At 50.6% G+C, this 20,662-nt stretch carries 22 protein-coding genes; 20 read left to right on the top strand and 2 right to left on the bottom strand.

All coding sequences use genetic code 11. The features are described 5' to 3' along the window. The 10 genes from EDC32_RS09010 to EDC32_RS08965 all read left to right on the top strand — a co-directional run bounded on the left by EDC32_RS09010 (nt 1) and on the right by EDC32_RS08965 (nt 7,344). A complete protein-coding gene (locus tag EDC32_RS09010) occupies nt 1-540 on the top strand; it encodes a phage holin family protein (RefSeq protein ID WP_246026901.1) in 540 nt (179 codons plus the stop codon). A gap of 49 nt (nt 541-589) precedes the next feature. After that, nucleotides 590-1,291, top strand: coding sequence for a peptidoglycan recognition protein family protein (locus tag EDC32_RS09005; RefSeq protein WP_132221579.1), 702 nt, complete (start codon nt 590-592; stop codon nt 1,289-1,291). A 165-nt stretch (nt 1,292-1,456) separates the two neighbouring features. Further along, nucleotides 1,457-2,524, top strand: coding sequence for a phage major capsid protein (locus EDC32_RS09000; RefSeq protein WP_132221577.1), 1,068 nt, complete (start codon nt 1,457-1,459; stop codon nt 2,522-2,524). Nucleotides 2,525-2,567: 43 nt separating this feature from the next. Further along, on the top strand, nt 2,568-3,377 hold the full coding sequence (locus tag EDC32_RS08995; protein WP_132221575.1) for an HK97 family phage prohead protease: 810 nt from the start codon (nt 2,568-2,570) through the stop codon (nt 3,375-3,377). Between the two features lie 34 nt (nt 3,378-3,411). Further along, nucleotides 3,412-3,618: a hypothetical protein gene (locus EDC32_RS08990; RefSeq protein WP_132221573.1), complete on the top strand. Its 207-nt coding sequence runs from the start codon at nt 3,412-3,414 to the stop codon at nt 3,616-3,618. A gap of 494 nt (nt 3,619-4,112) precedes the next feature. Then, complete coding sequence (locus EDC32_RS08985; protein WP_132222036.1) at nt 4,113-4,775, top strand: TerC family protein; 663 nt, start codon at nt 4,113-4,115, stop codon at nt 4,773-4,775. A gap of 121 nt (nt 4,776-4,896) precedes the next feature. Next, a complete protein-coding gene (locus EDC32_RS08980; RefSeq protein WP_132221571.1) occupies nt 4,897-5,352 on the top strand; it encodes a hypothetical protein in 456 nt (151 codons plus the stop codon). Between the two features lie 8 nt (nt 5,353-5,360). Next, nucleotides 5,361-5,645: a hypothetical protein gene (locus EDC32_RS08975; RefSeq protein WP_132221569.1), complete on the top strand. Its 285-nt coding sequence runs from the start codon at nt 5,361-5,363 to the stop codon at nt 5,643-5,645. 1 nt (nt 5,646) lies between these two features. Beyond that, nucleotides 5,647-6,909 (top strand): glutathionylspermidine synthase family protein, encoded by a 1,263-nt coding sequence (locus EDC32_RS08970; RefSeq protein WP_132221567.1) that lies wholly within the window; start codon nt 5,647-5,649, stop codon nt 6,907-6,909. Then, nucleotides 6,910-7,344: a DUF350 domain-containing protein gene (locus tag EDC32_RS08965; protein WP_132221565.1), complete on the top strand. Its 435-nt coding sequence runs from the start codon at nt 6,910-6,912 to the stop codon at nt 7,342-7,344. Between the two features lie 72 nt (nt 7,345-7,416). Here EDC32_RS08965 and EDC32_RS08960 read toward each other — a convergent pair whose 3' ends face one another. Both EDC32_RS08960 and corA read right to left on the bottom strand, forming a co-directional pair. Further along, entirely contained in the window at nt 7,417-8,295 is an 879-nt protein-coding gene (locus EDC32_RS08960; RefSeq protein ID WP_132221563.1) for a polysaccharide deacetylase family protein, read from the bottom strand. 7 nt (nt 8,296-8,302) lie between these two features. Then, nucleotides 8,303-9,262 carry a magnesium/cobalt transporter CorA gene (corA, locus tag EDC32_RS08955; RefSeq protein WP_132221561.1) on the bottom strand — a complete coding sequence of 320 codons (960 nt, stop codon included), beginning with the start codon at nt 9,260-9,262 and terminating at the stop codon, nt 8,303-8,305. A 172-nt stretch (nt 9,263-9,434) separates the two neighbouring features. Between corA and EDC32_RS08950 the strand changes: the two genes are divergently transcribed. The 10 genes from EDC32_RS08950 (at nt 9,435) to EDC32_RS08905 (ending at nt 20,623) form a co-directional block, all read left to right on the top strand. After that, nucleotides 9,435-9,770: a hypothetical protein gene (locus EDC32_RS08950; protein ID WP_132221559.1), complete on the top strand. Its 336-nt coding sequence runs from the start codon at nt 9,435-9,437 to the stop codon at nt 9,768-9,770. A 15-nt stretch (nt 9,771-9,785) separates the two neighbouring features. Then, on the top strand, nt 9,786-11,051 hold the full coding sequence (locus EDC32_RS08945) for an argininosuccinate synthase (protein ID WP_132221557.1): 1,266 nt from the start codon (nt 9,786-9,788) through the stop codon (nt 11,049-11,051). Continuing rightward, nucleotides 10,987-12,417 carry an argininosuccinate lyase gene (gene argH / locus EDC32_RS08940; RefSeq protein WP_132221555.1) on the top strand — a complete coding sequence of 477 codons (1,431 nt, stop codon included), beginning with the start codon at nt 10,987-10,989 and terminating at the stop codon, nt 12,415-12,417. The genes EDC32_RS08945 and argH overlap by 65 nt, the downstream gene beginning before the upstream one ends. A 243-nt stretch (nt 12,418-12,660) precedes the next feature. Next, nucleotides 12,661-13,347, top strand: coding sequence for a cell division ATP-binding protein FtsE (gene ftsE / locus EDC32_RS08935; protein ID WP_022737502.1), 687 nt, complete (start codon nt 12,661-12,663; stop codon nt 13,345-13,347). Beyond that, nucleotides 13,337-14,236 carry a permease-like cell division protein FtsX gene (gene ftsX, locus EDC32_RS08930; protein ID WP_158283304.1) on the top strand — a complete coding sequence of 300 codons (900 nt, stop codon included), beginning with the start codon at nt 13,337-13,339 and terminating at the stop codon, nt 14,234-14,236. Before ftsE ends, ftsX begins: the two co-directional genes overlap by 11 nt. Before the next feature lie 36 nt (nt 14,237-14,272). Continuing rightward, nucleotides 14,273-15,424, top strand: coding sequence for a murein hydrolase activator EnvC family protein (locus EDC32_RS08925; RefSeq protein ID WP_132221551.1), 1,152 nt, complete (start codon nt 14,273-14,275; stop codon nt 15,422-15,424). Between the two features lie 33 nt (nt 15,425-15,457). Next, the gene (locus EDC32_RS08920; protein ID WP_132221549.1) at nt 15,458-16,516 is read left to right on the top strand and encodes a murein hydrolase activator EnvC family protein; all 1,059 of its coding nucleotides are present in this window, start codon (nt 15,458-15,460) and stop codon (nt 16,514-16,516) included. A 151-nt stretch (nt 16,517-16,667) separates the two neighbouring features. Next, nucleotides 16,668-17,750, top strand: a complete 1,083-nt coding sequence (locus EDC32_RS08915; RefSeq protein ID WP_132221547.1) for a peptidoglycan DD-metalloendopeptidase family protein — start codon at nt 16,668-16,670, stop codon at nt 17,748-17,750. A gap of 222 nt (nt 17,751-17,972) precedes the next feature. Next, complete coding sequence (locus tag EDC32_RS08910; RefSeq protein ID WP_132221545.1) at nt 17,973-19,058, top strand: peptidoglycan DD-metalloendopeptidase family protein; 1,086 nt, start codon at nt 17,973-17,975, stop codon at nt 19,056-19,058. A 101-nt stretch (nt 19,059-19,159) separates the two neighbouring features. Next, nucleotides 19,160-20,623 (top strand): S41 family peptidase, encoded by a 1,464-nt coding sequence (locus tag EDC32_RS08905; RefSeq protein ID WP_132221543.1) that lies wholly within the window; start codon nt 19,160-19,162, stop codon nt 20,621-20,623. The last annotated feature ends 39 nt before the right edge of the window (nt 20,624-20,662 follow it).

Genomic DNA, 20,662 nt, shown 5'->3' with positions numbered 1-20,662 from the left:
ATGCGGCAAGGGAAACAATCGCTGATGGACAACGAGAAACAATCATTTTCCGCCATGTGCCCACTGTCGGGTGGATTGTGGGCAGTAAATAGAAAGAAAAGGTGGTGCGATGTGAAAGAGATGCTCAAACAAATGGCGCAGGAGAGTGTGACGATCAAAACAACGGTCGCAATGACGGGTGCCGCAGCCTCTTATATTTTTGGAGGATGGTCCACGGGTTTGATCGTGTTGGGCATTTTGGTGTGCATTGACTTTGTGACGGGCCTGCTGGCCGGATTTTATGAGAAGAAGCTTTCGAGTCAGATCGGCAGCAAAGGCATTTTGCGGAAGTTTGGCATGATCTGGGTGATCGCCATGTGCCATCTGCTGGATGTGTTGCTGGGGACTGAGGACTTGCTCCGGGATGGGGCGGTCTTTTTTTATGCAGCCAATGAATGCTTGAGTATTACCGAAAACGCAGGCCGGATGGGCTTGCAACTTCCTGGTCCCATTGAAAAGGCGATTCAGGTGTTGCAAGAAAAAACGGACAAGAAACAATAGGCATCCATGGTGACGAACACAAACCCTAAGTGAAATGGAGGTTGAAAAGATGAACATTCAACAACAATGGATTCCGGTGGCCCATCAACATATTCGCCCCCGCATCACCATGAAACCGGAGTACATCACGATCCATGAAACGGCTAATACCGCCAAAGGGGCGGATGCACAAGCCCATGCCCGCCTGTTGGCAAGAGGGAATACCCGAACTGCGTCATGGCATTTTACCGTTGACGACCAACGGATCATCCAACATATTCCCGAAAATGAGGTGGCGTGGCATGCCGGGGACGGGAGGAATGGCCCCGGCAACCGAAAATCCATCGGCATCGAAATCTGCGTGAACGCCGATGGGGATTTTGGCCGTGCACAAGAAAATGCCATCAAGCTTGTCAAAATGCTCATGGATAAGTACAAGATTCCAATCAGCCGGGTGGTTCCTCATAAGCACTGGTCCGGAAAAAATTGTCCGGCAAATCTTCTTAAGCAATGGTCATCATTTATTGCCCGGGTAAGACAAGGGGGTTCTGCGTCGCCGGCAGCGGGAAGTGGCCTGCGCCGTTTGTTGAAGGTTACTCGCCCGATGATGCGAGGGGATGATATCAAACAAGTTCAAGTGAGATTGGGTGTGCCGGCAGATGGAATCTACGGCCCGGTGACCAAACGTGCGGTGCAGGCTTTCCAAAAATCCCGCGGTCTGGCTGTGGATGGCATCGTCGGTCCGCAAACATGGGGAGCGCTGTTCTCATAAGCGGGGCCAAGGGTGTGAAGGGATTGTCTCTACCCTGAGCGTTTGATCCGTCGTAAAATAAACGTATAGGAGAATATTTATATAAATTTAACCGTGTTGTTTATATCTGTTTAAGCAGGGTCTGCGCATTGCAGGCCAACCAACATCATTTAAGGAGTGAGCGAGATGTCTACTTATCCATTCGGAATCACCCGTAGTTATTACGCTGGAGGAACCCCGCAGATCCACATTGATTCGGGCAAGTATGCTGCTTTATCCCCGGCCGATGAGCAATTGCTGGACGCGATTCTCCACTGCAAAAGCTACAGTGAGGAAATCTCCTTGTCCGATCTGAAAATGATCGAGGCGAAAGCGGCTGGGGATTTGCCGGAGACACAGTGGGAGCCGGAATCGTTGGGCGCGCAAATCATAGACAAAATCCGTCAGCAGTCCAAAGTGCGCAATTACCACCAAATCTTTAATGCTCCCAAGGATCCGTTTGAGCTACCGGTAGTGGCCAGTGATTTTACCGCTTCGCTGATTGGATCGGAAGGGGAGACGGTGGCGTCCCAGCCGGTGAGTGACCACTACGGCAAGGTTGTTTTCAACCACCGCAAATTAATGATTACGGCGGAAGCGACAACCGAATTTGAAGAGGAAAACATCCCGGAAATGATGGCATTTCTGAAAAATCAACTGGCGGTCAATTTGATGCGGGCGGAAGAGAAAATGCTGTTCCTGGATGATGCCACCCATGGCTTGCTAGCCAACGCTGCCGACAAGACTGCTGCCGTGCCAGAAGGGAGTTTGACCCCGGCTAACGCCGCGCAGACTGTGATGAGTTTGTTATCGGCGATGGGAGCCCCGTACAATTTGGACCCGGCCAATATTGTCATGTATCTCCATCCTGAATTGTATTGGAATCTGGTTCAAGCCGGGGAAGTGAAGACGCAAGACATGTATGGTCCAAGCGCCACGATCATCAGCGGAGAGCTGGGCAAATTTTACGGTATGAGCGTAGCGCCACTCACCACGTTGGACGCTGTCGACGGAACAACCCCCACTTATCCGATCATCTTGGCGAACCGGGCTTCGGTCTTGCTGTCCCAGCGCCGAAATGTAACGATACGGGTCTTCCCGCTGGAGGGTGACAAAAACAAGATTGAAGCGACGGTACGTACTGCCATCGCCTATCCGCACAAGAGCGGTGGGTTTGCCGATGGGGTCGTCAAGGCACTGTTGAAGAAAGCGTGAAGCCGGATGCGGCCCCACGCTTCCTTTTGGAAAGGAGGTTCCCATGAGTCGACCATTTCCCGTCATTCATCGCATCCGTAAAGCCAAGGACGCCGAAGAAGGCGCGCTTCTGCTGGAGGGGTATGCCAGTACCTTTCATGAGCGAGACCGCCATGGGGATACGATCGATCCGAAAGCGTTTGACGACAGCATAGAGCAGTACATGAAAAATCCGATCCTGCTGGCTTATCACGACCATAAAAAACCGATAGGCCAAGTGCTGGAAGCGCATCTGGATCAGCGCGGATTGTACGTTGTAGCCCAAGTGAACCGATCCCCCGACCCCCACCTTGAGGGGATTCGCAAACAAATCGAGCTAGGCACGTTAAGATCGTTTTCCATTGGCGGTTATTTTCACCGCCGGCAATTGGCTCCTCATCGCCATCTCATTGAAAAAATCGATTTGGTGGAAATCAGCGTCGTCAGTGTCCCCGCCAACCCGCATGCTGCCTTTCAAGTGCAAAAGGGCGCTCGGAACGCATGGGGTACCGACGCGGACTCCGCTTTGGAGTACGGAACGCCCATTTCATTTAAATCCCTGCGGATTTCGGAAGCGGGTAACGTGCGCCGGCAACTCTCTTCATTCTCCGCCAGTGAAACGTTGCGCATGCGTGTGTTTGTGACAGGAGCCAACACCGGACGGTTCCTTCATTATCTGTTTGGCATAAAAGAGCAAAACCGCGCGTCTTTCGCGTTTGAGCTGGAGGGGGAGATGGGGGAGTTGAACCAGCGCCTGCGTGTGATCAAGCACTATGCCAAACGGACAGGGGTGTCTGTCAAAGTGGACTCACCTTGTGCTTTCAGAAGGGGATAAAGCGGCGTCCCAGCAGAAAAAGGGAGGAATCACCATGAATAAGATTGTGTTGACTGTCCAGTTGGAAGAACCAGTGAGCGAAAGGTTTGATGTAAACACCTACGCCAAGAACATCGCTTACCGTGCTTTGAACTGGAGCCGCGCGGTCAAGGTGACTGGCGCGGGTGTGAGTGTATGCATGATCAATCAAACGGCTCTAGAGCCGGGGACGCTCAAACAAAATAAAACGTCGATGGCTTAGGGTTTTTAAGGAACACGACTCAGGCATCTGCGCTGGCTTTTTGCCAAACGGAATGACCGCTCCCGGTTTACGGGAGCTTTTTTTATTTTCTCATCGTTCTTCTCATATACGTCTTATTTTTCGTTTGCCGTTACATAAGAGGCGACTTTGTGGCGTAAGTATGATATTATGTGAAAAAAGAAGTGAAACTTACGAAATTCATCATGGGTTCTGGAAACATTGTCAGCTCTATCCATTGACGGAGAATATGCTGTTGACTATGATAGAAGGGTAGTTCGCCAATGGAATACTTTCTCGTTTAGAATAAAGGGGAGTAGCTGGTACAGCAAAGTCGTCATTACGGGCATATGCCCCGGCTTTGTTGGCAACGTAACCGTTGTTGGCAAGACCTTTACTTTTCCAAGCGTGATTTTGGGTTTGGAAAAGTAAAGGTCTTTTTGTGTATTTTGCCAATGTGGAAGGATACTATTTTCGGGGGTGTATGATCAAACATGATGGAATTTTTTACAGCGTTGCTATCGATTGTGATCATTGACTTGGTGTTGGCGGGTGATAATGCGATTGTGATCGGGTTGGCCGCACGCAATTTGCCCAAGGACAAACAAAAACAGGTGATTATCTGGGGAACACTCGGGGCGGTTGTGATCCGGATATTGGCGACGCTGGCGGTCGTCTGGTTGCTGAAAATACCTGGCTTGCTTTTGATCGGCGGGATTATTTTGACTTGGATTGCGTTTAAGCTGTTGATTGAGGAGAAAGAGCATGATGTAAAAGCAGCTGATAGCATGTGGGCGGCGATCCGCACAATTATCATCGCCGATGCGGTGATGGGTTTGGACAATGTGTTGGCAGTTGCAGGCGCAGCTCATGGCGACTTTTTACTGGTCGTGCTAGGACTTATCATCAGCGTGCCGATTGTGGTCTGGGGTAGCACCGTCTTCCTCAAGCTGATGGACAAATACCCATGGATCATATATATTGGTTCGGGAGTTTTGGCGTTTACCGCCGCCAAAATGATTGTCGATGAGAAGTTGATCAAGGCGTACTTTGAAGAACCCTCTATTAAATACGGATTCATCATTCTGCTGATTGCCGCGGTGCTCTTGCTTGGTCGCTGGTTTAAACAAAGACAGAGCAAAGCGGGTGCGCAAAGCTGAAAGGATCGAGCTTAGCTCTTAGCTGTCCGTCAAAGTTGCGTGCCTGTCGTTGATAGAAGGACCATTGCTGGTGTGCGAACCGAGTCAGATGTGAGAATGGGAGGAGAGTTGGGGGAGCACCATGGTCAGATTGGAATATCGGCTGTGTGATGAAAAACAGGGGTTTCCCAGCCTTTTCGGTTATTCGTCCTTGTTGTATGGAGAAGTGTTGATGCGGTTTGCTTGCGACTACTTGGTCAAGGGAACCCGTGTCTACGAGAAAACATCCACCGCGATTGAAGGGGATCTGTATGTGGTATATGTAATTGAAAGCCCCGATGAGGATGAAAATCCATCCGGCCCCGTCTTTATGCCGGACTGGGAAGGGATTTGTATGGAGGTACGCCATTTCCGCGAGGGGATGGATGATTATCCCTTGGTTCGCCGGCTTCGTTTCTATGATTCACAAGAAGCGTTATTGCACTTATTGAGTGATTATCTGATGATTGGCGATCAAGAATGGGAAAAGACATCGACGGAAGTGGATGAAAACCGAAAAGTGTATGTGATTTACGCCAAGCCAACAACGGAAGAGTGAGGGGAAAAATGGGAGAGCAACAAGGGAAAAGCCAACGGTTGGTGAAGCTGTTTACCGCCGCGATGGTTGCCGTGCCCTTGGCGGGGTGCGGAGATGACGATATTGAGCTGTGTTTTGACGACAATTGGGATCGGCGTTGCGATGATGATGGCAGCTACTATGATCCAGATAATTATGTGGTAAAAAAAGGGAAGCGCTTCGCCTACATCAAACCGGATAGCCGCCTGGTTACCGAGAACGACGTCGATTTCAAAAAAGGGATTGGCCGGAAATCGGGAGGCTCCAGCGGATAAGATGCGACATGACGATTATGGGCGGCGCCGGGCGGAAATTTATGCTCCGATTCGGGAAGCCGGAATTTTTACATGGGATTGGGATAAAGATAATCAATCTGAATATGCGTTGGCCACTGTCCATCCCATTAGCGAAGCGTTTCGCCAAGAGCTGGCATTTGCCACAGAGCGCTTAGGCCAGATTTTCGCGAAAACGGCCCGCATTGTTCAGGAAGGGTCTGATGCCCTGTTAAGGGAGCTGGGTATCCCTGAAGCGGCTTGGGGAGCTGTACGCTTGTCCCTCAATTCGTCGGTACCCACTGCCATCGGTCGTTTTGACTTTGCTCATACGCCGCAAGGATTGAAGATGCTCGAATTTAACAGTGACACTCCCACCTGTATAGTGGAAGCTTTTTATGTAAACGGATTGGTGTGTAAGGCCTTTGGCGCCACTGATCCCAACCGAGGCGAACACCGCCGTTTCCGCCCGGTTTTCCAAGAACTTGTGGAACGGTACCGGCAGAGCGGATACGCTACCGAACGGGTGGTGTTCAGCGCGTTGGACTGGCACGAGGAAGACGCGGGGACAACCAAGTATTTGCTTCGGGAATCCGGGTTGGAGGCCGCATTTGTCCCGCTGTCGGAGCTGGCGGTCAAGGGGAGTCGCCTGTATGCGCCGGATGGGAGCGGGCTTGCCCCGGTGGATGTCTTGTATCGGCTACATGCGTTGGAGATTTTGGCCGATGACGAGGATGAACAAGGTTATCCGACAGGAAAACATTTGTTGCGATTGGTCGCTGACAAGCACTTGGCGTTAATCAATCCACCCCACGCGCTGCTGTCGCAAACCAAAGCCATGCAAGCGCTGATATGGAACTTGAGCGACTCACAGTTGTTTTACACAGCGGAGGAACGGGCGTGCATTCAACGCTACATGTTGCCCACCTATATGGATAATCCGTTTCATGGCAAACGGGCATATGTGCGGAAGCCGATTTTCGGTCGGGAAGGCGGGGCCGTTACCCTGTATGACCGCAATGGCGCGATTATCGCCCATGACAAGGAAACGTTGTATTGGGAGCAGATGATGATTTATCAAGAATTGGCCGAGATGGAGCGAGTGGAAGTGGAGACATGGCGTGGTCCGTTTACTGGGGAGTTGTTGTGGAGCTCGTTTTTGATCGGTGGTCAAGCCTCGGCGATTGTTGCACGGGTGGACAAGCACATCACCGGCGACCGCTCCTATTATTTGCCAGTCGGTCTGTTGGGAGAGAGGGGAAAATAGATGAGTCAAATCGCATTGTTCCAGAATTTTGCATTATACTTGGCCGTGACGATTCCGCTGGTCATTGTGGGGTTTATCGCCTTTTTATGGGCGACACCTTACAAGGAAGTGGAATTGATTCGGCAGGGCGCGAACACAGATGATCCCGCCAAAAAAAATGCCGCGGCTGCCGCAGCTCATGATTTGAGCGGCAAGATGCTCGGATTGATGTTGGTGGTGGCTTCGGCGATATTCCACTCGGTGAGTGTGGTCGACTTATTGATCTGGGGTTCTGTGGGAATCGTGTTTCAAATTATCATGTTTTACTTGTTTAACTTACTGGCCCCGTTTAGTGTGGTCAAAGAGATCCCCAAGGGGAATGTGCCCGTCGCCATTTTTGCATCGCGCTTAAGCGTTGGAGTGGGTTTGGTGATGGCCGCGTTGATCAGTTATTAAGGGGCGAGGGAGTATTGGTTCTGGCTCCAATGTGAACAAACGAAGGCATGGATCAAAAGATCCATGCCTTTTTCATTTCAACACATCCTCCAGCTTTACAAAGCGGTATCCTTGTTTTCGCAGCAGAGGGATCGCCTGTTTCAACCCTTCAGCGGTCTCTCCTTGCGGCTGATTGAAATGGAGGATGACGATGGAGCCGGGCTTAGCTGTAAGCAAAGCTTGTTTCACTTGGCGAGCGGAGAAGGTGGCACCCGCATCGCCGATTATATCGAAGTTGACGGGGCGTTCCCCCGTTTCATGGATGATTTTGACCGCAACATCATCATAATAGGCGGTACCTGAACGGAAAAACTTTGGCTTCTTTCCGGTCAACTCCATGATTTTGCGGTCATTGCCCAGCACTTCTTCCAACGCTTCGTTCACGTTTGCCGTGCCGCGGATGCCGTAGACGGCGCGCCCATTGACGGAAAGGGGGCGGTGAACCGTGCCGTGGTTTTCGATTTCAAACAGCGGCTGCCGCGCCAAGCGCAAGAAAATCTGTTTATTGCGTTCAATCCAGCGGCTGTTGATAAAGAGCGTGGCCGGAATTTGTTCGCGCTCCAAGTATTGGATCAGCGATGCATCATAGCCGCTACCGTGCTGTCCGCCACAGGCGTCGAAAGTCAGGGCGATCAGTTTTTCTTGGGTGGGTAGGCGATCGATGACGCCGGGAAGGTGTTCTCCCCATTTTTGGGGCTTTTGGCCTTCAAATTTGGTTTGCACCCGCTGTTTGATCTCCTCTACTGAGGGCAATGCGGCTGTGTTGGTCGATGGCTTTGCGGTTGGAGCGGCAGTCGATTGGGTAGTGGGGCGTGCTTGGGAGTGATCGGTAGTGACCTGGGTTCCGGAGCACGCGGTTGTTGCCAGACATAAAGAAATGATTGCGGTCAGTGATTTGATTGACGATTGCATGGGCTGACTACTCCTTTTCAAACCAGCCTTTCTTGCGGAACCACTTATACATGGCGACGCCGATAAAACCCATCAGGCCCAGTACGAAGAAATAACCGTAACGCCATTTCAATTCCGGCATATGCTCGAAGTTCATGCCGTAGATGCCAGCGATAAACGTCAGCGGCATGAAGATTACCGTGATGACGGTGAGGGTCATCATTATGGAATTCATCCGGTAGGAATTGAGCGAAAGATAATTGTCGCGGATGTCGGCTGTCATATCCCGGCTTGATTCCACCATCTGGCTAAGCCGTTCCAGATGGTCGTGGATGGATTTGTACTGGCGACGCTCTTCAATTGAAAGATTTAGGCGCTCTGAATTGAGGATGCGGTACAAAAGGTCGCGCATGGGCCAGATGGTGTGGCGCAATGCCAACAGTTCGCCGCGAATTTTAAACACTTCTCTCATCAAGGTGTGTAGCCTCGCGTGCGGCCTGCGCGTTTTCTCTTCCAATACGGTGATTTGGTCTTCCAACCCTTGGGCGATGGGAAAATAGTAATCGACGATTTTGTCGATGATTTTCACCATGATGAAGGGAGTCCCTTTGGATTGGATCGCGGCGTCGGTTTTGACCCGTTCCCAGACCTCGTCGATTTCCTCATGCGCTTGGTAGTGGAAGGTGACGATGTAGCGGTGACTGGCAAAAAGGTCAATCTCTTCCGGCTTCCACGTTTTGTTGTTCAAGACTTGCAACACATAAAAAGTATAGGTGTCATAGTAATCGAACTTGGGGCGTTGCAGATAATGGAGGCAATCTTTGATCGCCAACGGGTGAAAACCCAACTTTTCCAGGTAAGTGGCTTCCTGCATGGTTGGGGCGTGAAAGTCGATCCAATACCAAGCGGGATCAAGGGCCTGCACTTCCTCGATCGGCAGGTTTTCAATTATGCGGCCTTCTTGGGTGTATGCCAATGTGCGGATCATGCGAGTCCCCCCTGTCGGGTATGGATGGTTTGTAACGAGAAGCAAGAGTGAAATTATAACCCTTGTTTATCAGTGTTCTGCAATGAAATGAGGCTGGATACGAGTTATATGATTTACCAAAGAAATAGAACGTATAGCTAATGATAATATTCAGCGGTGCATAACGGAAAGGATGACCGGGAAGTTTCGTCAGATTGACATAAAAATTGTTGCTATCATGGTCGTTATCATCTGGCCGAAGTTGTGGAGCTGCGCGGATGATCCCGATGCGAAAGGCCCTTTTGGCGTTGATGTGGGCCAGGGCGTGTCAATATCGTTTGCAACCACGCCTCTGCATAAACAAGCGTTTAATTATACACGCTTTATCCATTGTAAATTTTTTTATTTTGGCGGCTCCACCTTGTATGGCGCCGGTTTTTTCATCTCGGCCAATGTTTACCATCGGGAGGCATGGGTGGACTTTTTACGCATGATATGTATAATAATTCATGATAATGAATTTTTATAAAAGGAGAGGGCACGAATGAAACCAAAAGTGGTATTGGCCTATTCAGGCGGTTTAGATACATCGGTAGCTATCAAATGGCTTGGGGAAACGTATGGATATGATGTGATTACGGTGGCGCTCGATGTAGGGGAAGGCAAGGATTTGTCGTTTGTCCGGGAAAAGGCGCTCAAGGTTGGTGCCATTGAGTCCATCGTGTTGGATGTGCGGGAAGAATTTGCCGAGCGTTTCTTGAAGCCGGCCTTAAAAGCTAACGCGATGTACGAGGGGAAATACCCGCTGGCAACGGCGCTGTCTCGTCCCTTGATCGCGGAGAAGCTGGTGGAAGTGGCAGAAGCACGTGGCGCCGTCGCTGTTGCGCATGGTTGTACCGGCAAAGGGAATGACCAAGTCCGCTTCGATGTAGCCGTTGCCGCGTTGAATCCCAACTTGCAGGTGATCGCGCCCGTGCGGGAGTGGGGCATGTCCCGTGATGAGGAAATCGCGTACGCCGAGCGCCATAACATTCCTGTGTCGGCCAACTTAGACAATCCATTTAGCGTTGACCAGAACTTATGGGGACGCAGCTGTGAATGCGGAGTGTTGGAAGATCCGTGGAACGCGCCTCCAGAAGCGGCATTTGAGTGGACGAAGGCGCTCGCCGACACGCCGGATGAACCTGCTGTGATCGAACTCACCTTTGAAAAAGGGGTGCCGACGGAGCTGAACGGCGTGGCGATGCCTTTCCATGAGATGATTGCCAAGTTGAACCAATTGGCCGGCGCGCATGGGGTGGGACGGATCGACCATGTGGAAAACCGCTTGGTGGGAATCAAATCCCGTGAAGTATATGAATGCCCGGCTACGATCACTTTGTTGACCGCCCACAAAGAGTTGGAATTCCTCACCCACACCCGGGATATCACCCGCTTTAAGCCGATTGTAGAGCAAAAGTGGTCTGAATTGACATATGACGGGCTGTGGTTTTCACCGCTCAAGCAGGCGCTTGATGCGTTCATCGAAGAGACGCAACAGCATGTCAACGGAAAAGTGCGCCTTGCGCTGTTCAAGGGTCAGGTAACTGTTCTCGGACGCACCAGCCCCAGCTCGCTGTATGATGAGAAGCTGGCAACTTACTCCAAGGATGATCTGTTTGACCATACAGCTGCCGTGGGTTTCATTAAGCTGTGGGGTTTACCAACGAATATTTATGCAAGCGTGCATAGAGGGGAGGGCACTCATGAGCAGCAAACTGTGGAGCGGAAGATTCGCCAAGTCGACGCATCGGTGGGTGGAGGAATTTAACGCCTCCATCGCTTTCGATCAAGTGTTGGCGGAAGTCGACATCCAAGGAAGCTTGGCTCATGTGGCGATGTTGGGGAAATGCGGAATTTTGTCCTCCGATGAAGTGGCTCAGATCGAGCAGGGGTTGAAGCAGATCTTGGCAAAGGTGCGGGAAGGCCGTTGCGTATTCACCATCGAGCAAGAAGATATTCATATGAACATCGAAAAAATGCTGACGGACGAGATTGGACCGGTGGGCGGGAAGTTGCACACGGGGCGGAGCCGCAATGACCAAGTGGCATTGGATATGCATCTGTATATTCGCATGCAGACAGTGGAATTGGTCCGCTTAATCCATGAGCTCCATGGCGTGCTACTCAAACAGGCATCGCAGCAAATCGACGTCATCCTGCCGGGATACACACACTTGCAACGGGCGCAACCGGTGCGGTTCAGCCACCATCTCCTCGCTTACGCCTCCATGTTTGAACGGGATATGGAGCGACTGATAGACAGTTACAAGCGCGTCAATCTCTGTCCCTTAGGGGCAGGGGCCATCGCGGGCACCACGTTCCCCATCGACCGGGAATGGGTTGCTGAGCGGCTGGGCTTTGACGGCATTTATGATAACAGCATGGATGCGGTGAGTGACCGTGACTATTTGCTTGAATTTCTCTCGATTGCGTCGATTATCATGGTGCATTTGTCGCGGCTTGCTGAAGAATTGATCTTGTGGAGTAGCGAGGAATTTAATTTTGTGGAATTGGATGACGCGTTTTGCACCGGCAGCAGCATGATGCCGCAAAAGAAGAATCCCGATATTCCGGAGTTGATCCGCGGAAAGTCCGGCCGGGTGTTTGGACACCTGATAGGTCTGTTGACTACGCTTAAAGCTTTGCCGCTCACTTACAACAAAGATTTGCAGGAAGACAAGGAAGGCGTGTTCGACACAATCACTACCTTGACCGGTTGCCTCAAACTGATGGCACCGATATTGGAAACGATGAAAGTTAACGCCCGGCGGATGCGGCAAAGCGCTGAGCAAGGGTTCGCCAATGCTACGGATCTGGCCGATTACCTGGTGGAGCGGGGATTGCCCTTTCGGCAGGCGCATGAAGTGGTCGGCCGAATGGTCTTGCATTGTATTCGCGAAGGGAAAGGGCTTGCTGACTGCACCTTGTCCGAGTGCCAATCATTTTCGCCGCTGATCGGAGAGGACGTGTATGAGCGGCTGGGATGTGAGCAAGTAGTGGAAGCACGTCGGAGCGCCGGAGGCACGGCGAAAGAACAAGTGTTGTCCACCCTAAGCCAAAAGAAGGAAAAACATGACAATATCAACCAATGGATTAACAGCATTTGGGAATTTACAGCATCAAAAACCCCATGACACAGGTTCTGGGGTTTTTTGGCTTTTTGAATAAAATTTGATTTTGAAAAATATTAACCTGGCTTGCCTAATAGATGATGTTATAATAAGTAAGAGTTTATCTGGGGAAATAAGGCGATTTCTAGTTTTTTTGGATGCCTAATGAATGTATTCTCATTTTTTGATACTATTAAGCAATGCAGGAGTTTAATAGATTGAGAGACTAATAATAAGAGAAAAATATGTGTTCCTGGGGTGAGTTTCGTGATTGAAATGCATGATGTGTGGAAGGTTTATCCCAATGGCGTAGAAGCTCTCCGCGGCATCGATGTGCGCATCGACTACGGCGAGTTTGTCTATATTGTGGGGCCGAGTGGCGCGGGAAAAAGTAGCTTCATCAAACTGATGTACAGGGAAGAGAAGCCGACACACGGCGTCGTATTGATCAACGGCGTCAATGTCAAAAGGGTTCGTGACTGGAAGATTCCCCATGTTCGCCGCAAAATCGGCGTCGTCTTCCAAGACTTTAAGTTGTTGCCGCATATGACGGCATTTGAGAATGTCGCGTTTGCGATGGAAGCAATTGAAATGCCACGCCGTAAAATCAAACCGCGCGTGGAAGAAGTGCTGGAGCTGGTAGGATTGTCCGACCGGATGCACGCGTTGCCGTCGCAATTGTCCGGCGGTGAGCAACAACGGGTGGCGATTGCCCGGGCGATCGTCAACAACCCCAGCTTCATCATTGCGGACGAGCCCACGGGTAACTTGGACCCGGAGAACTCCTGGGATATTATGTACCTGCTCGAAGAGATTAACCAACGCGGTACAACCATTGTGATGGCGACGCACAATAAAGAGATCGTGAACACGATGAGACAACGCGTCATCGCTATCGAGCAAGGGGTCATCGTGCGTGATGAGTTGGGAGGTGAGTACGGCTATGAAGATTGAGACTTTATTTCGCCACATGCGGGAAGCTTACAGGGGCGTGAAACGGAATACCTGGATGAGCTTTGCCGCGATCAGCGCCGTGGCGGTGACGTTGTTCATCTTTGGTATCTTCTTGATTTTCGCTTTTAACGTGCGTTACATGGTGACAGAGTTGAACAAACAATTGGTGGTTCGCGCTTCTCTGGAAGAATCGATCACCAATCAGGGACAAGAAGAGCTGCTGAAACAGGTCCAAGGGATCAGTGGTGTGAAAACGGCGAAGCTTGTGCCCAAAGAAGAGGGATTGAGACGGTTCAAGGCCGACTGGGGTGACGATGATGCCGAGAAGCTGTTTGAAGGCTTCGACAAGGACAACCCATTGCCGGACGTTATTGAAATCGAACCGCAAAATCCTGACACCATTAAACAGATTGAAGAGAAGGTGAAAGGGCTCCGGGGGGTAGCAGAAACCACTTCCGGTGACCAAGTGACGGACAAGCTGGTCAGCCTGTCCAGTTTCACCCGTAACATTGTGTTGGTATTCGGTTTGGGTTTGGCGGTGTTGGCCGCATTTTTGATTTCAAACACAATTAAGCTGACGATCATCGCCCGGAAGCGTGAAATCGAGATTCAGCGTTTGGTGGGAGCCAGCAACTGGTTCATCCGTTGGCCGTTCTTTATTGAAGGGGCATTTATCGGGATCGTTGGCGCGATTGTGCCTACCGTGATCGTGTTGACCTTGTACCAAGTAGCTTACACCACCTTGGGCGCAGGGGAAGCTTCTTCCGTTTTGAAAATGATGCCGCTGTTGTCGCTGGGGACATATGTGGCATTGAGCATCTTTGCGCTGGGCGCGGCGATTGGAACCACGGGAAGCTTGATCTCTGTTCGTCGTTTCTTGAGGGTCTGACCGTCAGTGGGACGACCGGGCGTAAGGAGGAGAAACGTGAAACGGAAAATCCTGGTTGGAACCTTGCTTGTGGCACTCGTTTTTTCTTTAATGCCCCAGGGAATCGGTTTGGCGAATCCCACTTCCTCAAGCATTGAACAGCGTAGACAAGACATCAAGAAGAATGACAAGGAGATCCAGAAATTAGAGAAAAAGAAGCAGTTGGCCAAGCAAGACGAACAGGCGATTTTGGCTGAAATCGACGCGAAAGAGAAAGAACTGAACCGGCTGGAGCAACAATCGTTTGAGACCGAAGAACGGATCAAAGAAGGCCAGCGACAGCTAGACGAGATTGAACAATTGATGAGTCAGAAGCGGCAAACCTACCAAAATCGCCTACGTACCGTCTATTTGCAGGGGAACATGTTTTATCTGGAGATGCTGTTAAAGTCCGCATCATTCGGTGATTTCCTGGAGCGGATTGATATGATCACGATGATCAACCGCTCCGATCGCCAATTGCTGAACAAGTACAATCAAGAGCGGCGCAGACGGAGCCAAGTCCAAGCCGCCTTGAATCGAGAGCATAAACGGCTGGAAGTGCAGAATCAAGAAGTTAAACGGTCGTATGATGAATTGCTGGCCCGAATGGATGAACATAAGGAATTGATTGCATCGATCGATTCCAGCTTGCAAGAGTTGGAAGAGAAAAACCAAGCGGCCAAACGCGAGTTAAACCGTTTGGTGGCCGATGCCGAACGCCAGGCCAAAAAGCGCGAACAGCGGCAATACGTATCGGCCAACACGCACGCCAAAGATGGCCTGTTGTGGCCGGTTCGCGGGGGAGTGCTTACTTCTCCTTTTGGCTCGCGTTATCATCCGATTCGGCAAACAACCCGCATGCATGAGGGCATTGACATCGGAGCTCCGATGGGCACCCCGATCATGGCTGCGGCACCTGGTGAGGTGATTGCGGCCCGCCCTTCCAACGGATATGGCTACATTGTGGTGATTTACCACGGCAACGGACTGTCCACGCTGTATGCGCACATGTACGCTAGCACTGTCAAAGTGCGAGTGGGCGATCAGGTGAAGCAAGGGCAAGAAATTGCGGCTGTGGGCAGCAACGGCTGGTCGACCGGCCCGCACTTGCATTTTGAAGTGCATGAGCATAGCAACCCTGTCGATCCAATGAAGTATTTCCGCTAAAGGGAGAGCGACAAAGGAGGGGAGCATCGGGATATGATACGATCTTTGGGGATCGGTCCCCTGGCGGTGGCCACCTTGATTTTCCAAGCGATTTGGCCTTCCGGGGTCTGGGCGGAAGGCACCACGTCAGACGCGAACAAGCTGAAACAGATTCAACAAGAAAAGCAGCAAGCGGAGAAAAAAGTGGATGCCGCCCAATCGGAATTAAGTGCGGCCAAAGAGAAAGTGGACCAAATTGAAAAGGAAATCGGTTCGATTGACGACCAGATAGCGAAACACAAAGCAGATCTTCAGAAGAGCCAGCAGGAATTGAAGCAAAAGCAGGAAAAGTTCAACACGGTTGTTGCGCGGATGTACCAGCAGGGTCAATCCCATTACCTTGCATTCATGCTGAACGCAGACAGCTTTAACGATTTCTTGGCCCGGTTCGAGTTGGTGCGTATCGTGCTGAAACGGGAAAAAAACGTGTTGGACGGTTATAAAAAAGTGCAGAGCGACATAGAGAAGCAAATTCAGACCATTGAGCAAAAGAAAAAAGAGAAAGAGCCTTATCTCAAGAAGGCCCAGGCGGAATTGGCCAATTACACCGCCGTGTACAATCAGCACGCATCTAAGCTGAAACAGCTGAAACACGACGAAGCAGTGACCAAAGAAGCGATAGAACGCAAAAACCGCGCTGTTCGCGCGGCCAAGGCGTCCGGCACCAGCTACGGCACGGGCAAGTTGGCTTGGCCGCAACCGGGTGGCACTGTTACTTCGCCCTTCGGTTATCGGAGCGGGCGTATGCATGAGGGGATCGATATCGGTAACAGCATCGGCTCTCCGATTTTGGCGGCGGACAATGGCGAAGTGGTGCTGACCAAATCTGATCCCGGCGGCTATGGATATTATGTGGTGATCGATCACGGCAACGGATTGAAAACCTTATATGCCCATATGTATCCCAGCACCGTGACCGTTAGCGTAGGTGAACGGGTGCGGAAAGGGCAACGGATCGCTTCAGTTGGGAACAATGGCCGTTCCACTGGACCGCATTTGCATTTTGAAACGCACAAAAACGGCACACCTGTTAATCCGATGAAGTATTATTGACGGGTGAAGAGTGATAAGATAAAGGGTTGGCGGTCGATCTAATGATTCCCACGAGGAATGGTTAGATCGACTTGCCGTTTACAGGGCAAATTTGTCCAAACCTTGACGGGGAAATGATGAATAGAGCAATAACTGAGGGGGCTACAAACAAATGAGGAAAAAGCTGGTTGCAGTGGCGCTCACGACTTCTCTCATTGCGACCGCCATGCCGCTACAAGCGGGAGCGGAGATTACGCGAGAGCAAGTGCAACAGCAACGCGAGAAAAAGGGAGAGTTGTTGGAAAGCAAAAGCAAATATACCGAAGAAATCAATAAATATAAACAAGAAATTGCCAAAATGACGGAAGAGAAGAAAAAACTGGATGTTAAATTCGCTCCGCAACAAAAACGGTTGAAAGAAGCACAAGATCAGCGGGACAAAGCGTGGGATGAGTATAAGAAGCTGATTACTCGGCTGTATCAACAAGGTGAAAACCAATACATGGCGATGTTATTGTCTGCCCGTTCCTTTAACGATTTTCTGCACCGGTTTGAGATCGTGCGCATCATGGCCAAAGCGGATTTTGCAACAGTGGAGAGATACCAGGAACGCCTGAAAATGGTGAAGAAGGAAACAGGCGTATATGATAAGCTGGTCAGCGAGATCCAGAAGAAACAAGATGAGATCAATGCCAAAAACGAGAAACTCTTGGAGTTGATGAAAAAGATCGACAGCAATTTGGCAGCGATCCAGGATTGGGAAGAAGCAAACGAAGATGAGATTTTGCAGATCAACTTAGACGATTGGAAGAGCGGGAAGTTGCGCTTCCCATACACCGGGCCGCTCTCCAGACCGACTAACACGAGAAAGACTTCCGGTTTTGGCGGAAGGTTCCACCCGGTGCTAGGGAAGTACAAAAAGCATGAAGGGATCGACTTTGCCGGACCGTTGGGCACACCGGTGCGAGCGGCGGCCGACGGGGTGGTTGTGGCCAGCCGACCTTCTTCTGGTTATGGATGGCTGATTACCATATACCACGGACAGTACAATGGCAAACCTTTCTTCACACAATATGCACATAGTTTTCCGGGACAAGTAAAAGTACAATTAGGACAAGAAGTGCATCGAGGGGAACAGATCACTTCTGTTGGAAACAACGGCCGTTCCACGGGTCCCCACTTGCACTTCGAAGTGCGCATCGGTCAAGGTGAACGCCCGCCGGCCTATAATCCCGACAATTACATCAAATACTGATGCCAGCTGTGTTTAAGGATGACGATGATAGTTAGCGAGTTGGTCATTTCGTTTAGGATGTGTCTGGCAAATCAAATTGTGTAGAGAAGAAGCGGCGAAAAACCTTTTCTCGAGGAGCGCCGATGCATAAGTGATGCGAATGAGAAAAGGTTTTTGGAGCCGCTGGCCTATTCATCAGACACGTCTTAGAAAAGATGGGTTGACACCAAGGGAGGACAGCGTATGAATGCCAAGCGAATAGCCGCCTTGCTTTCGATCGCGTTATTGGCGACGGCGTGCATAGCCCCTCAATCGGCAAATGCGGAAGTAACCCGTGAGGAAGTGCAGAAGCAACGGGAGAAAAAGGGGCGCTTGTTACAAGATCAAAGCAAGATGACAGATGAGATGCGACGCCTGCAGAAAGAGATCAATGACCTGAATGAAGAGATCAGTCGGCTGTCCAAAAAGTTTGCGCCACAACAGAAGGCGTACCTGAAGGCCAAACAAGATCTTGAAGTGAAGAAAAGGGAGTACCACAAATTGATCCGCCGTATGTATGAACGGGGAGAGAACAAGTACATGTCGATTCTCTTGTCTGCAGACTCGTTCAATGACTTTTTGCATCGGTTTGGAATGGTGCGAATCTTGGTGAAATCCGATTTTGCGAAAGTGATGAAATACAAAGAGGCCTATGAAGTGGCGAAAGAAGCAAACAAAGAGTACTTGGCGCTTGTGAATCAAATTGAGGACAAGCAAAATCAGATGAAAAGCAAATTAGAGCAGTTGACTGAAGCAACCAAGAAGATCAACGGGGATTTAAAGGCGATTCATGATTGGGAAGATGCCAATCAGGACGCGATCCTTGAGATCAACTTGGACGATTGGAAGAAAGGGAAGTTGCGCTTCCCATATACCGGGCCGCTCTCCAAACCGACTCCAGGGCCCAAGACATCCAATTACGGCATGCGCCTGCATCCAGTGCTCCACTATTACCGCTTCCACGCCGGGGTAGATTTTGGCGGCGGGTTCGGCAAGCCTATTTATGCAGCAGCGGATGGAGTGGTGGTGTCCAGCCGTCCGTCTTCCGGTTATGGTTGGCTAATAACCATCTATCACGGCCAGTACAATGGCAAACCATTCTTCACACAATATGCACACAGTAGACCGAGCCAAGTGAAAGTTGAGCCGGGCCAAGAAGTGCATCGGGGGGATCAAATTTCTTCGATTGGGGACTATGGGCTTGGCAGCGGGCCGCACTTGCACTTTGAGGTTCGCATCGGCTATGGTGAGCGCCCCCCGACTTATAACCCATTAAATTTTATACGGTAGTGGGCAAAGCACGATTGGACGACTAATTTGTTAATGTGTATCATAGATTGGAGAGTGTACAAGTTTCTCCTTCGGGCGAGTGGCCAAAAGGTGGTGTATCCGTGGTATTTAAAGGAAGAACCGTAGCGATTATCGCAATTGTCGCGGTGATATTCAGCAGTCTCGGCACAGCCCTGATTGTGGGCGAGGGTGGCCTGATCGACCAGTGGGAAGCGGGAACGCTACTCTCCGGCAATTTTTCGCAAGATGCGTCGTTTGAAGAACATGTGGATAAGCTGCGTCAGGCGTACAGTACAATTAAAGGGAATTATGTCCACGAGATCAACGATCAGAAGCTGATCGATGGAGCGATTCAGGGGATGGTCAGTTCATTGGGTGACCCTTACTCATCATATATGACCCCCCAACAATCGAGTCAATTCAAAGAAGACTTGCAGTCTTCATTTACTGGCATCGGTGCCGAAGTGTCCATGAAAAACGGCCGTTTGACCATTATTTCCCCAATTAAGGGATCTCCTGCTGAAAAAGCGGGCATCCGGCCGAACGACCAGGTACTGAAAGTGAACGGAATCAGCCTAGAGGGTATGGATGTGAATACGGCCGTGAGCAAAATTCGCGGTCCCAAGGGAAGCAAGGCCAAGCTGGAAATTGTCCGGCCGGGCGTGAAGGAAGTGCTTCACATCACCATTATCAGGGATGAGATTTCCCTGCAAACCGTTGAGGCGACGATGCTGCCAGACAAAATCGGACGCATCACCGTCTCCCAGTTTTCCGAGAACACAGCCAAGGATTTCGCTAGCGGCTTGAAGAGGCTGGAAGGGGAAGGCATGAAGGGGCTTGTCATCGATGTGCGAGGCAATCCCGGTGGCTTGTTGCCCGTGGTGCTGGAAATGTGCGATCTGTTGGTTCCAGGCAAAAAAACAGTGATGATGACGGAAGACAAAAACGGCAAACGCGAGAAGTACACGTCCAAATTGGATGAAGCGAAGCCGTATCCCATCACGGTTCTAATTGACAAAGGAAGTGCGAGCGCCTCCGAAATCCTGGCTGCTGCGTTGCAAGAAGCGGGCGGATATCCGTTGGTGGGCGAAACTACGTTCGGCAAAGGAACCGTCCAGACGACGAGAGATTTCCATGATGGCAGCAACATTAAGCTGACCATTGCCAAATGGTTGACACCGAAGGGGAATTGGGTGCATCAACAAGGCGGCACCAAAGGGATCAAGCCTGATGTGAAGGTCCCATTGCCCGCTTACATGCATGTTACGCCATTCCATGTGGAGAAGCCGCTTGGCCGTGATCAAAACTCTACGGAAATCAAAAGCATGCAAACCATCTTGGATGCGCTTGGCTACAACCCCGGTCGCCAAGATGGGTATTTTGACGAACGAACCGAACAGTCGCTGAAGGCGTTCCAGAAAACCAAAGGGCTTCCGCAGACAGGCAAACTCGACCAGACTACCGCCGAGGCGGTGCAAGCCGCTTTCATCGACTTTGTGAGCGATCCAAAAAACGATGTCCAGTTGCAAGTGGCTGTTGAATTGTTAAAGAAAAAAGCGAAATAAAGGATTTGCAGTGTCATTGTAGAAGTAACCCCAGATATT

Source organism: Laceyella sacchari, from assembly GCF_004343255.1.
GTDB lineage: Bacteria > Bacillota > Bacilli > Thermoactinomycetales > Thermoactinomycetaceae > Laceyella > Laceyella sacchari.
This window is presented reverse-complemented; position numbering and strand designations above follow the sequence as displayed.

Excerpts from the sequence above, each read along its gene's own strand:
- ftsX (WP_158283304.1), top strand. The coding sequence starts at position 13,337 with ATGAAGATTGAGACTTTATTTCGCCACATGCGGGAAGCTTACAGGGGC.
- EDC32_RS08910 (WP_132221545.1), top strand. The coding sequence starts at position 17,973 with ATGAATGCCAAGCGAATAGCCGCCTTGCTTTCGATCGCGTTATTGGCG.
- EDC32_RS08990 (WP_132221573.1), top strand. The coding sequence starts at position 3,412 with ATGAATAAGATTGTGTTGACTGTCCAGTTGGAAGAACCAGTGAGCGAA.
- EDC32_RS09005 (WP_132221579.1), top strand. The coding sequence starts at position 590 with ATGAACATTCAACAACAATGGATTCCGGTGGCCCATCAACATATTCGC.
- EDC32_RS08980 (WP_132221571.1), top strand. The coding sequence starts at position 4,897 with ATGGTCAGATTGGAATATCGGCTGTGTGATGAAAAACAGGGGTTTCCC.
- EDC32_RS08985 (WP_132222036.1), top strand. The coding sequence starts at position 4,113 with ATGGAATTTTTTACAGCGTTGCTATCGATTGTGATCATTGACTTGGTG.
- corA (WP_132221561.1), bottom strand. The coding sequence starts at position 9,262 with ATGATCCGCACATTGGCATACACCCAAGAAGGCCGCATAATTGAAAAC.
- EDC32_RS09010 (WP_246026901.1), top strand. The coding sequence starts at position 1 with ATGCGGCAAGGGAAACAATCGCTGATGGACAACGAGAAACAATCATTT.
- EDC32_RS08950 (WP_132221559.1), top strand. The coding sequence starts at position 9,435 with ATGACCGGGAAGTTTCGTCAGATTGACATAAAAATTGTTGCTATCATG.
- EDC32_RS08960 (WP_132221563.1), bottom strand. The coding sequence starts at position 8,295 with ATGCAATCGTCAATCAAATCACTGACCGCAATCATTTCTTTATGTCTG.
- EDC32_RS08995 (WP_132221575.1), top strand. The coding sequence starts at position 2,568 with ATGAGTCGACCATTTCCCGTCATTCATCGCATCCGTAAAGCCAAGGAC.
- EDC32_RS08920 (WP_132221549.1), top strand. The coding sequence starts at position 15,458 with ATGATACGATCTTTGGGGATCGGTCCCCTGGCGGTGGCCACCTTGATT.
- EDC32_RS08970 (WP_132221567.1), top strand. The coding sequence starts at position 5,647 with ATGCGACATGACGATTATGGGCGGCGCCGGGCGGAAATTTATGCTCCG.
- EDC32_RS08915 (WP_132221547.1), top strand. The coding sequence starts at position 16,668 with ATGAGGAAAAAGCTGGTTGCAGTGGCGCTCACGACTTCTCTCATTGCG.
- EDC32_RS08975 (WP_132221569.1), top strand. The coding sequence starts at position 5,361 with ATGGGAGAGCAACAAGGGAAAAGCCAACGGTTGGTGAAGCTGTTTACC.
- EDC32_RS09000 (WP_132221577.1), top strand. The coding sequence starts at position 1,457 with ATGTCTACTTATCCATTCGGAATCACCCGTAGTTATTACGCTGGAGGA.
- argH (WP_132221555.1), top strand. The coding sequence starts at position 10,987 with ATGAGCAGCAAACTGTGGAGCGGAAGATTCGCCAAGTCGACGCATCGG.
- EDC32_RS08945 (WP_132221557.1), top strand. The coding sequence starts at position 9,786 with ATGAAACCAAAAGTGGTATTGGCCTATTCAGGCGGTTTAGATACATCG.
- EDC32_RS08965 (WP_132221565.1), top strand. The coding sequence starts at position 6,910 with ATGAGTCAAATCGCATTGTTCCAGAATTTTGCATTATACTTGGCCGTG.